The following is a 12,147-nucleotide window of genomic DNA, read 5'->3' as shown; positions in this document are numbered from 1 at the left end:
ACTATTTATCCACCTCACTTGTAATAACTTCCGTACTCTCAGATGATAGACTATCCTCTTGATTCTTTTTATTTGTCAATAGGATTAAGATATGGTTCTTAGTCGTTGCTAAACCTATTTCATTATCTTCTTTCCTTAGGAAATGTTTTTGACCAGAACTATTACCATATATACTCATTAAGATATAAGGTATATCTTGACTTGGTTTTAACAGGAAACCATGATTGTTTTCTTCTGGTTCTTTAACAAGCTGCTGATACGACTTCGTGTTTAACTTATATAATGTTCTATAGCTCATTTTATTATCTTGTGGCGTCAAGCTTTGCCACTCATTAAAACTTTCCATGGACTCAAAATAATTTTGTGGTTCTTTCTCAAAAGCTACAATTAATCGCTCTGCTTCTAAACGTTTCGTTGGTGAAAAGCTATAGGCAGGTAACTTATCTCTTTTTCTCATTATCCTAATCATCATTTCCAATTGACGATTTCCAGCTTCGCTAATTTCTTTTTTTTCATCTTGTACTGGCCAACTCAATGGATAGTTTTCCGGTTCGATCAACTGATAGGGCATTAACCTAAGTAATAACTCACTGTTTAAATAGCGAACACCTAATAATTTACCGGTATCTTGACTGAAATGAAGCATCGCAAAGCTATCATTATCAAATGCAAGCAATGGCCTGTAATTCATATCTTGCTCAGTTAATTCAAAAGCATAGCTTTTACCTTTATATGTACTCGTAAAATCAGAATAGATTGTTGTCAACGCTGCAACATCCTTAAGAGTCATACCTATCTTCAAAGGAATCACATCAACTTTATCACCTAGAACAAATATAGAACAAATTTTATTATTCTTAACTTCTACTTGAAGATAATCATGCTCATCTTCTCCAAAAACCCACCACTGACTGCCCAGATAATTATCTTGTATTTCCAGTGGCTCTCCATATTGTTTTGTAAAACTTTCTGGTGATTTATTAATGAATTTTGAAAAACTAGCCGCTTTTAATGCTCCTACTTTGGAGGGCTTAAAGGCGACTTGTTTATTTTTAGAAGGTTCTTTTTTATGATTTTTAGTTATTTTTTGCTTTGAATGTTGAGGTGAAACAACCGGTTTCGCATATGCCCCAATTAATAATAAACAAAAAACTAGTATAAATTGGAGTATACGCTTCATCAGGTCCACCTCTTTCATTTAAACTGTACGACTAAAATTCACAACATTTCCATTAGGATGTTGTTCTTTACGAAATTCTAATTTTCTTCTCTCATCCGCTCTAATATTTAGCGCAAAACCAATCGCAATTGATAATGTTAACAAACTAGAGCCTCCTTGACTTAAGAATGGGAACGTTACCCCTGTTAGAGGGATTATTCCAGTAATCCCGCCAACATTAACAAAGGTTTGAATGAGTAACATACCGCCTATTCCAATACACATCAAAGAATTAAAAGACGTCGTTGCTTTTACACCCACTAAAATTATTCTAAGTGTTAAAAATAATAATAACAGTAAAAGAATAATCGCAACAACCAATCCAAGCTCTTCGATAATAATTGAGAACATGAAATCTGAATGTGCCTCTGGTAAGAACCCTTTTTTTTGAACACTATTTCCTAAGCCCTGGCCAAACCATCCACCACGGTATATCGCATAATAAGAATTAACCATCTGATGACCATCCCCATATGCATCTACAAAGGGGTCTTTAAAACTTTGGAATCGACCATATACGTGAACAAAGCTTGTTGGATACCAACTTTTAGGAATCCATGATAGCAGTTGAACAACAACTAAACTTCCAACTACACCAATTACGCCTACAGCTAATGAGTATATGTAACTGATCCCACTTGCAAATACTAAAATTGCTGTAATCAAAACTAAAATAGCAGCACCACCAGTATCTGGTTGGATCAAAACTAAACCAATCAATACACCTACAAGTGCTAATGGTTTCATTGCACTTCCTTTAAAATCATAAGCAATGGTATCTTCTCTTTTAGAAAATATATAGGCTAAATACCAAACAACTACAATTTTTAAAAATTCTGTAGGTTGAATGGTTAAAGGTCCCAGCTTCAACCACCCTCTCGCTCCATTAATTTCTTGCCCCAAGGGCGTAAAACGTGTTAATAGGAGCATAATAGTGATTGAGCTAATACCAAACATAATAAAGTGCTTGTTTTGTAGCACCTCAGTTTTGATTTTATAAATAATAGTTATAACAACTAGTCCTGCTAGAAAAAAAGCAGTTTGTTTAACTGAATCCTGCCATGGTGGAGCAGGTATCTTTTGATTCATTAAACGATATGAACTTGCACTGTAGGACATTATAATTCCGACTACAGATAATACCAGATACGGTATCAAGATACTGTAATCTAAGAAGATTGTTTTTTTTACTTTTTTACCCAAACTATTTCTGCCTCCTACTTTCCATCAACTTCTTGTTTTTTTTCATAAACATCAGTATAGAGGACATTGAGTTCTTGTTCTAATTCTGCTAATAATCTATGCCCCTCTGGCGAGGTAATAATGCCTAATCTAACGGCATAATCGACTTGTTTTGAAAATCCATACATTTGAGTATCGACAACTTCTTCAAACGCTTTACACTGTGAGATACAAAGGTGATGTTGCTGATTACTTATCAACTTTTTAATTTTTTGACCTTCTTCTTTTAGAACAGCTAGCGCTACATCTTTCGAGATATCTGTTGACACGTTATCCCCTCCTATCTAATTTATACATTATATCATATTTTTCTTATTTTTTTGAAGTGAATAGTCTATATTTTCATTAAGAATAAGAATCTAATAGTAAAATAAAAAACCTTGAGTTTACACTCAAGGTTTTTTTATTTTTATTTAGCTGCTGCAAAACGTTTGTTAACTTCATCCCAGTTAACAACGTTCCAGAATGCTTTGATGTAGTCAGGACGAACATTACTAAATTTCTTGTAGTAAGCGTGCTCCCATACATCTAAACCAAGTACAGGTGTTTTGCCTTCTGTAAGTGGTGAATCTTGATTAGCTGTTGACATTACTTCTAATTTACCATTATTTACAACTAACCATGCCCAACCTGAACCGAAACGGCCAGTTGCTGCTGCTGCAAATTGTGTTTTGAAGTCTTCAAAACTTCCAAAAGTAGCATCGATAGCTTCTTTGATAGCACCTGTTGGTTCTCCACCAGCATTCGGAGCCATGATTTCCCAAAAGAAACTGTGGTTAGCGTGTCCACCACCATTATTTTGAACTGCAGCACGAATATCAGCTGGTACGTTAGCTAAGTCTGCAACTAATTCATCAATTGATTTTTCACCTAATTCTGGGTGTTTTTCAATTGCTGCGTTTAAGTTAGTTACATAAGTATTGTGATGTTTATCATGGTGTAAATGCATTGTTTCAACGTCAATATGTGGTTCTAATGCATCGTGAGCATATGGTAATTCTGGTAATGTGTAAGTCATAAATAAATCCCTCCAAGGTTGTCTTGTTATAATACATGTTCATTTTACCATTAACATACTCTCTCAAGCAAAAAAAATGCTTTTAGCACCTAACTTGAAAAACTTGTAATGTTTCCAAAAAAAGCTTACAATATTTTAATCAACCCTCTTATATAAAAGGGATTTTAAAGGAGATTTTCATGAGTCTTTTCCAATTATTTAAAACAGCATTTACTAATCCACAACGTTTATTATTTGGTCTTGGTAAATCTTTTCCAAAAGTGTTTCTTTATATACTTTTTTTAGGAACGCTACTAGCTATTCCAATTGGTGTACAAGTTACTAAATTAGTCACTCAATCTCAAGAAGACCTTCAACATATCGTTGAAAAAATGCCAGCATTTAAAATCGAGTCTGACAAATTGAAACCTGAGAAAACTGATAGTGGTTTTATTTATCAGACGGATCGTTTTATGTTTTCTTTCGACCCTGATAGTAAGCTTTCTGACAAGGAAATTCAAAGTGACCTTATTGGAAATGTTTTAGGTTTCGGTATGCTAGATGATCATCTTTTGATGACCGTCAATGACGAAAGTATGATCTCATCATTCATGCCTTCAAATCTAATCTCAGTTCCTTACAGTTCTTTTGACGCATCATTTTTAAACAAAGAGTGGATAGAGAAACAAGCGCAGCCTTCTAAAAAGACTATCCTATTTATTGTGTTAGCTTGGGTAGTAGCAATCGTTCCTGTTACAATCGACCTATTATTCATGTTATTTACACTTAGCCTCTTAGCTAATATTTGGGTCAAACTTTCTAAAAGTCCCTTGCGCCTATCTGAAAGCTTCAAACTGATGACATTCTCAGCAACACTCCCTGTCGTTATAGCAAGTCTATTTTCTTTATTCTCACAAGCTATCAATCCAATGGTGTTTGTCATGGTTTTAACTTACTTCATCTTTTTACGTGTCATCCGTCCTACTCTTGGTCAAAAATAAAAAAGAACAGCTAACTTTAGCTGTTCTTTTTTATTGCTCTTTATAAATGTAGCGTGGTTCTTTCAGGTCATCATCAAACTCTACCGATAAATCAAAGCCATTGAAAAACCATTCATCTAATTTCTCTGTAAAGAAAGTGATTCCTTGATGCTCAACATTGGCTAATACCTCTTCACTAGGTTTTATGATTTGCATACCTGTAGTGAAACCATCATGCACATTCGTAGAACCCCCATACTTACCAAAGAATCTCACACCATCACCTTGAGATAATTCTAGTTCTTCGATATACCACTTTTGTGCTTTATCTGAAATAGTTAATTGCATCCTCACTCCTACTTTCTACAATTGATAAACTTATTCTAGCACAATTTTATAGTTAATAACTTAATTTTGCTTGTGAACAAGACCTCTAAGACATCTTATCATCTAATCGTTCCACGTCCTCATCTGCCCCAATAACTAATAAACAATCCCCTTTTTCCACTAACTCTTCTGCTAAAGGTGAAATAATCAATTGCTTATTACGACGTATTCCCACAATATTTAGACCAAAGCGTTGACGGAAATTTAACTGAAGCAAATTCTTATTTGTAAACTTAGGATTAGTTACCTTAATTTCTGCCAACGAATACTCATCAGACAATTCTAAATAATCCAAAATATTTTTTGAAACTAAATTATGAGCGACTTTTACACCCATATCACGCTCTGGATGTACAACATTATCTGCTCCAATTTTATATAGAACCTTAGCGTGATAAGAATTTTGTGCCTTAGCTGTCACTTTAGCTACACCCATTTCTTTCGCCATCAAGGTTACTAAAATGCTTGCTTGAATATCTTCACCAATCGCCACAATAACATGTTCAAAATTTCTTAAGCCTAACGAACGAAGCGTCATCTCGTCTTGTGCATTAGCAACAACAGCATGGGTAGCAATATTCATATACTCATTAATACGGTCCTCATCTTTATCAATAGCTAAAACCTCTTGTCCCGATTCAATCAATGTCTCACATAAACTTCCGCCAAAACGGCCTAAACCAATAATTGCAAAATTTTGTTTCATGTTAAAACTCCATTCTTTTCTTTATTTAACAATCCCATGCTTAAATGAATAAATAGCAGCCTGTGTACGATCCTCTACATCTAGCTTAGATAAAATATTAGAAACATGTGTTTTAACTGTTTTTAATGTAATAAATAAGTCATCTGCAATCTCTTGATTACTCTTACCTTCTGCAATAAGTAATAATATTTCATGCTCTCTATTTGTCAAATCTTCATGAAGAACAGGTTCATTTTTCTTCGTTAAACGTTCCATCATTTTTCCTGTTACTTCTGGTTCTAAGACCGTTTCACCTCTGTAAGTAGCACGAATAGCATCAGCTATCTCGCTAGCCGTCGATGTTTTTAACAAATAACCTGCTGCTCCGGCCTCGATTGCTGGATAAACTTTTTCATCATCAATAAAACTTGTGACAATAATAATACGAGCCTCAGGCCACTCAGAAAGTATGGCTTGCGTTGATTCAATCCCATCCATAACGTCCATAACTAAATCCATCAAAATAATATCTGGTCTTAAATCTAAGGCCTTTTCATACCCTATTTTTCCATTTTCAGCTTCACCAATTACTTCTATATCATCTTGAATTGATAAATATGAGGATACACCTAAACGAACCATTTCATGATCATCAACCAACAATACTTTAATCATTAACAACACTCTCCTTCAATATAGGAACACGAATCTCAATACTGGTACCATTCCCTTTAAAACTAATAATTTTGCACGTGCCTCCCATACCTGAAACACGCTCCTTAATATTGCTTAAACCATAACTCCCAGCTCTGATTTCACTAGTATCAAATCCTACACCATCATCCACCAATCTTAATAAGACCGTTTGATCTATTTTTTTTAAATAGACTTCTAATGACTCTGCCTTAGCATGCCTTAGGGTATTTGATAATAACTCTTGAATAATCCTAAACAAATGGTCTTCTATGGCACTTGAAAGCTCTATCGATTCAATCTCCCAACTAATTTCGATTTTAACCTTAGTTTTCAATTCTTGTAATAACTGCTCAATCCCTTTTTTAAGAGACTTGCCTTCTAAATTAATAGGCCTTAAATGAAGCAATAGTGCCCTCATTTCAGACTGAGATGTATTAATAATTGAACCAATCATATCCAATTGTTTTAGAACAATGTCTCCTTCAGAACTTTTTTTCTTAGACTCTTCTTGAAGAGCAGACAACATCATACTTGCAGCAAACAACTGTTGGCTAACAGAATCGTGTAACTCTCTAGCTAAGCGGTGACGCTCTTCCTCTACAATCTGTTCCCGAGTACTGCCATCTACTAGTTCAGGACGTGCAGCAACCTGCTGGAGCTCACCTGACATTCTTTTCATCTTATCATGTATTTTAGTTAAATCTTTATCAATATCATTAATATAAGGATCTGTTTCCCCACCTCTAATACCTTTAAATAACAAGTTATTATCATAGTTTCCACCAGCTAATAACCTTACTTTTTCTTCAATTCTACCATATTGGGCACGTCTAACAAAATAGACGGTTAAAACTACTATAAAACTTACCATTAAGGCAATAAATAAAATATAGATAAGTAGAGGAATATGAAATATCTTAGCATGAATGATTTCACTTAACCAATTATGCTTACTATGGGCATAATAAGCTGCATATAAAGTTAAACATAAAATAATTGTTGTAAATACAAATGTATAAATAAATAAAAATGGACGAGTAATTTTAGATATCATAAACGAATGACCTCCACATCCCCCATTAAGGTACTCGTTACAATTTTTAAACGTCGTTGACTCTCGTCATAATCATCACTATATACTTTCAATGACTCATTACGCAATCTATAAAATTGTTCCTCTACAAGTGCATTACCTAATAATGTGGAATGCTCTAGCACAATACCAACCCCTACAGGCACTAATACCCTTGTTCGACCAAATCCTTTACGGATCATAATCACATTATCTTGTTTTGGAAGAAGTGTATTTCCTAAATCAATAATTGTATCACCAGCAAAACTTGTATAATTGATATCATCCCACTCATATACATTATTACCTATGCGCTGATTACCCAACCACGGTCTTTTAAAACGACGACTATTCTTTGATTCACTCTCTTTAGTCTCAACAATAACCATTTGTTTTTTATGCCATAACGCATTTTGGAAAAATGATACTCCAGATACTTCTACGCCTTTTAACCCTATAAAAATAATCGCAAGTGTCAACATCAACCAAATAATAGGACTACTTATCAATAAACATAATACAATGACTACAATACTTACAATTAACTGAAATTGATTAAAAGAATTCCGTTCTTCTTTTTTTAATGCATACAATAAATTCATCACTGCAATCACTAAAAAAACCAAAGCAGCTGGATTTTTAAATAACTGATAGCCTGCTGATACAAACAATAATAATTCGACAATTATAAAGAGTTTCCATGAATTTTTCACGATACTAGCACTCCTCTTTCTCAAAAGTTTAATCCATTTTATTATATCTCGTTCCCCCTATAAATGACAGTCCCAAGAGGACTAACTCACTCTAAGTCTTTAGTATGAGACAAAAAAAGCCTAGGCATGTAGCCTAGACTTTTTTATGATACTTTTACAATTTTAACATTCATATCGCCACCAGGTGTACTAATTGTTACCTCATCATTTAGACGATTGCCAATTAATGCTTTAGCAATTGGTGAATCATTTGAAATTTTCCCTGATAAAGGATCTGCTTCAGCACTTCCAACGATGATATATTCTTCTTCATCGCCATCTGGAAGTTCCATAAAAGTAACTGTTCTACCAATTGTTACCTCATCCGTATCAGTATTGTTGTTGTCAATAATTTGTGCAAAACGAATCATATTTTCTAAAGTTGTGATACGCCCCTCTGTAAAAGCTTGCTCATCTTTAGCTGATTCATACTCTGAATTCTCTGACAAATCACCAAAACTACGTGCAATTTTAATACGTTCAACAATTTCTTTACGTTTAACCGTTTTTAATTCTTCTAATTCTTGTTCTAATTTAGCTTTTCCCTCAATTGTCATTGGGTATACTTTTTCTACCATGTTTCTGCTCCTTTAAAAGACACAATTAATATAATATGAAGAGCTTTCCCAATAGAATTGGAAAAGCTTCCATAATTTTTACACCACAAAGGTTACCATGTCTTATTATAATTGTAAATAGCCTATTTTATATAATTAGATCTATTTTACTTTTTTTTATCAATATATTCTTCTTTTAACTTCAAATGTTCTTCATATGTTTCAGCAAAATAAACTTTATGTGTTGTTATATCCGCTAAGAAGTATAAATCTTTATTATCATCCGGGTTAAGTACAGCATCAATTGCTTGCTCACTAGGGTTATTAAACGGTCCCGGTCCAAATCCTTTATTCACATATAAATTATATGGGGAATCAACCTGTGTATCCTTATTTGATAAATGAACCTTATGAACATCCATCGCATAAATAATTGAAATATCAGATTGTAGAGGCATTCCCTCTTCTATACGGTTTAAGAATACTTTAGCAATCTTACGTCTATCTGATTCTTCTACCCCTTCTTTTTCAACTAATGAAGCAAGAGTCAATAACTCTTGTGTTGATAAATGACTCTCTTCTTGTTTTGCTTTCTTAGTAGCCATAACAGAAGCTGTCTTACCAACCATTTGGGTGATTAGATCTTCAATACCATTCTCTTGGTAATAATTATATGTTGCAGGGAATAAATAGCCCTCTAAACGATATCGAACACCCTTTGATTTTTTGACACTTTCTAATAAATCAGGATATTTCTTATACAGTTTTTCAAATAATTTTTCATCTTTTGCTACTTTTATAAAGTCTTCTTTAGGAATTTTAGTTTTTTCTTCAAATTTCTCAGCAATTTGGTACAACGAGTCGCCTTCTGGAACTGTAATTCTTGCATCTGCTAAATTTTCAGCTTCATCCGAACCACCTTGTTTTAGTAATTCAGCAATTTCATTCAATTCCATATCCGGTGACATTTGATAATAGCCGCCTTTAAAATCTGTTAAATTATTTGTTTTTACAAAATAATTAAACACTAAACCACTCTTAATAACTTTTTTCTTTTCTAATATAGAGCCTATCCCTTTATTACTAGTTCCAATAGGTATTTCAACTTGAACAAGCTCTTTATTGTCCTTATCTAAAGGTTTAAGACCCGCTTGCCAATAACGGTAGAAGACTAAGCCAAATACCATTAAAATGACGACCAAGGCAGAAATAACCATAAATACAATTTTTTTAACCAGTGACGATTCCTTCTCTCTCGCTTCTTTTCTCTTTTGACTCTCTAAAACTAAATCATCCTGACCGATTTCAGAATTATCTTTATCAAAACCTTGTTCTTCACTTTCATATTCTCCAAGAATCTCATCGACATCCTTAAAATTACTTGTTGGAGGAATGACATACTCATTAGGTTTAATACTCTCATGAAGTGTTGTTGATAATTTTTCATCGGTATAAGGCACTGTCACTTCTTTATTTTCAACATTATTATTTGTTTCAGCTATAGAAGGAATAGTTTCAACTTCTACTTTCTTATCAGATACCTCATTCTGCTCTATAGGCTCTTCAAACTCTTCTACTTCTTCAACCTCTTCTACACTCACGTCAGGAACAACTAAAGTGCCCTCTTTAGTTTTATCCACTTCTAACTCATTTTCATCTATTTCAATATCTTCATCTTTAACTTCTTCTGAAACAGTTGGCTGGTCATATCTATGTTGTGACATCGCACCTAATACTTGATCACGTATACTAGGCTCTTTGATTTCATCAGCTTTTTCATTTTGGTTTAAACTTTCTTTTTTATCCAAAATGCAACCTCCTTAATCTAAAACTTATGTTCCATAACTTAGACTATTATACACGATTACACTCTAAATTAAAATCTTTTAAAAAAAAAGTAAGATTACTTTAAATTATAAAGTAATCTTACTTTTTTTTATGCTAAAGCTCCCATAGGATCCCATGGATCTAGTAGGGTAACATGATCATCTTGAACAACTTTTTTTAATTCTTCGGATAAAAATTCTTTTCTAACTACAATTTGATACGTATATTCATCCATCCAACTGTCACTCATTACAAAATAACCTTTTGTTCCGACTTTATCTCCCCAACTATTTTCAACTTTCCATTTAGTGGGGTGATTATCTACAATATTCACACCTGTTAATACCATAGCATGTGTCATTAAACTTTCACCATAATCTAATCGTTCGGCCTTTGTCATTGAAAAATCAACACTCAATGTACTGTCCACATCATAAATATCGGTTGCCATAATACCCGTATCTCGTGTTGAAGATTGACCTACATCACAACCATACCAAACGGACTCCCCTGCTTTTAATTGAGTAATAGCTAACTCCTTAAACGTTGGCATATCAACATTTAAATGACGAACTTCTTTCCCTCCAACAACATTACCTAACATTTCTACAGTATACATTTGATTATATGGCTTATCGGCTGTCGGTGCATTGATGACACTAATATACTCATTTAAATCTTCTCCAATGAATTTATCATAAAATGATCGAGGCGTTAATCCTTTCTCTATATGGTACTCATTATCTGCATCTCGATACTCATAATCAAATTCTGTAGGGGGTGTTCCTAAAGAAGTTGCTAAAATGGAGTATATCCCTGCTAACATCTTTTTTTTTTCTTCTTGAAGTTGTTCTTCATTAGCATTTTCTGAAACTAGCTGTCTTAATCTAATAGCATCTTTTCTCATTTTTTTATTTAAATAGGTATTTAATACTCCTGAAGCAGAGCTACTATGTGTTTCTGGCATTACTTCTTTTGGTACAATACCATATTTTTGTATAAGTGCAACTAGCATATCCCATTGCCCACCATCTTGTTGTGGTGTTTGAAGAAGAAATGAAACTTTACGGCTTGTCAGTTCTTCACCAGCTGTACCTAAAATATTTTCATAAAAATAATTTGCTTTTTCAAATTTATCCCAAAAGAATGTGTAATTTTGAGATAATTCAAAATCCTTCATCTTAAATTTCATTGCAATATCATGACGGAAAGTATTTAATGCTGCAAACATCCAACAACGACCACTTTGCTTTTGATTCGACACATTTCCTGTCTCTAAATCAATCGAAAATACAGGGGTATTTAACACTTTTGAATAGTGATTTTCTGACGGTTCTAAAATACCATTTTTTATAACTGCTCGTTGACTGTTTAGACGTTTTTTACATTTACCAAAATCTGAAGCAAATTCTTCAATCTTATTAAATTCAATCTCTTTACTCACATTAAAACTCCCTTTCATTGATCCATAATAATAGTACAAATTCATTTTACCCCTTTTAATTATCAGACTCCACTAATAACACTTCCTTTACCTTGACAAATTTCTAATCCGCCTATATATTAATAGTAATTACATAAGCCACCTTAGCTCAGTAGGTAGAGCACTACCATGGTAAGGTAGGGGTCGCCGGTTCAAATCCGGCAAGTGGCTTTTAAAAAAAAGGAAGAGCTTAAGCTCTTCCTTTTTTTAATAATACTTATTTTTAGATAAAAAAAGACACTATATAATA

13 protein-coding genes and 1 tRNA gene are annotated in these 12,147 nt (G+C 33.4%); 2 read left to right on the top strand and 12 right to left on the bottom strand.

Annotated elements, in window-relative coordinates; all coding sequences use genetic code 11:
• Window position 1: 1 nt before the first annotated feature.
• The 4 genes from OL233_RS00070 to OL233_RS00055 form a co-directional block, all read right to left on the bottom strand.
• Window positions 2–1,180: a CAP-associated domain-containing protein gene (locus tag OL233_RS00070; protein ID WP_275470345.1), complete on the bottom strand. Its 1,179-nt coding sequence runs from the start codon at window positions 1,178–1,180 to the stop codon at window positions 2–4.
• Window positions 1,181–1,198: 18 nt separating this feature from the next.
• Complete coding sequence (locus tag OL233_RS00065) at window positions 1,199–2,422, bottom strand: FtsW/RodA/SpoVE family cell cycle protein (RefSeq protein ID WP_275470344.1); 1,224 nt, start codon at window positions 2,420–2,422, stop codon at window positions 1,199–1,201.
• 14 nt (window positions 2,423–2,436) lie between these two features.
• Entirely contained in the window at window positions 2,437–2,730 is a 294-nt protein-coding gene (locus tag OL233_RS00060; protein ID WP_126831138.1) for an Fpa/YlaN family protein, read from the bottom strand.
• 140 nt (window positions 2,731–2,870) lie between these two features.
• Window positions 2,871–3,479 (bottom strand): superoxide dismutase, encoded by a 609-nt coding sequence (locus OL233_RS00055; RefSeq protein WP_275470343.1) that lies wholly within the window; start codon window positions 3,477–3,479, stop codon window positions 2,871–2,873.
• A gap of 179 nt (window positions 3,480–3,658) precedes the next feature.
• Here OL233_RS00055 and OL233_RS00050 point away from each other — a divergent pair, with 179 nt between their 5' ends.
• Window positions 3,659–4,459: a DUF1189 family protein gene (locus OL233_RS00050; RefSeq protein WP_275470342.1), complete on the top strand. Its 801-nt coding sequence runs from the start codon at window positions 3,659–3,661 to the stop codon at window positions 4,457–4,459.
• 30 nt (window positions 4,460–4,489) lie between these two features.
• On the opposite strand, the gene OL233_RS00045 is transcribed toward OL233_RS00050, so the two are convergent.
• The 8 genes from OL233_RS00045 to OL233_RS00010 all read right to left on the bottom strand — a co-directional run bounded on the left by OL233_RS00045 (window position 4,490) and on the right by OL233_RS00010 (window position 11,876).
• Window positions 4,490–4,786, bottom strand: a complete 297-nt coding sequence (locus tag OL233_RS00045) for a HesB/YadR/YfhF family protein (RefSeq protein WP_275470816.1) — start codon at window positions 4,784–4,786, stop codon at window positions 4,490–4,492.
• A gap of 85 nt (window positions 4,787–4,871) precedes the next feature.
• The gene (locus tag OL233_RS00040; protein ID WP_126831142.1) at window positions 4,872–5,531 is read right to left on the bottom strand and encodes a potassium channel family protein; all 660 of its coding nucleotides are present in this window, start codon (window positions 5,529–5,531) and stop codon (window positions 4,872–4,874) included.
• A gap of 21 nt (window positions 5,532–5,552) precedes the next feature.
• Window positions 5,553–6,185, bottom strand: a complete 633-nt coding sequence (locus tag OL233_RS00035; RefSeq protein ID WP_275470341.1) for a response regulator — start codon at window positions 6,183–6,185, stop codon at window positions 5,553–5,555.
• A complete protein-coding gene (locus tag OL233_RS00030) occupies window positions 6,178–7,260 on the bottom strand; it encodes a sensor histidine kinase (protein WP_275470340.1) in 1,083 nt (360 codons plus the stop codon). The genes OL233_RS00035 and OL233_RS00030 overlap by 8 nt, the downstream gene beginning before the upstream one ends.
• A complete protein-coding gene (gene liaF / locus OL233_RS00025) occupies window positions 7,257–7,991 on the bottom strand; it encodes a cell wall-active antibiotics response protein LiaF (protein ID WP_275470339.1) in 735 nt (244 codons plus the stop codon). Before liaF ends, OL233_RS00030 begins: the two co-directional genes overlap by 4 nt.
• 143 nt (window positions 7,992–8,134) lie before the next feature.
• The gene (gene greA, locus OL233_RS00020) at window positions 8,135–8,608 is read right to left on the bottom strand and encodes a transcription elongation factor GreA (protein WP_275470338.1); all 474 of its coding nucleotides are present in this window, start codon (window positions 8,606–8,608) and stop codon (window positions 8,135–8,137) included.
• Between the two features lie 146 nt (window positions 8,609–8,754).
• The gene (gene mltG, locus OL233_RS00015) at window positions 8,755–10,395 is read right to left on the bottom strand and encodes an endolytic transglycosylase MltG (RefSeq protein ID WP_275470337.1); all 1,641 of its coding nucleotides are present in this window, start codon (window positions 10,393–10,395) and stop codon (window positions 8,755–8,757) included.
• A 128-nt stretch (window positions 10,396–10,523) separates the two neighbouring features.
• Window positions 10,524–11,876 carry a C1 family peptidase gene (locus OL233_RS00010; RefSeq protein ID WP_275470815.1) on the bottom strand — a complete coding sequence of 451 codons (1,353 nt, stop codon included), beginning with the start codon at window positions 11,874–11,876 and terminating at the stop codon, window positions 10,524–10,526.
• A gap of 119 nt (window positions 11,877–11,995) precedes the next feature.
• Here OL233_RS00010 and OL233_RS00005 point away from each other — a divergent pair.
• Window positions 11,996–12,068: transfer RNA gene (locus OL233_RS00005), tRNA-Thr, on the top strand.
• The last annotated feature ends 79 nt before the right edge of the window (window positions 12,069–12,147 follow it).

The sequence above is a fragment of the Vagococcus proximus genome, assembly GCF_029143285.1.
GTDB lineage: Bacteria > Bacillota > Bacilli > Lactobacillales > Vagococcaceae > Vagococcus_D > Vagococcus_D proximus.
Note: the sequence above shows the minus strand (reverse complement) of the source record. Positions and strands in the feature narration are given on the sequence as shown.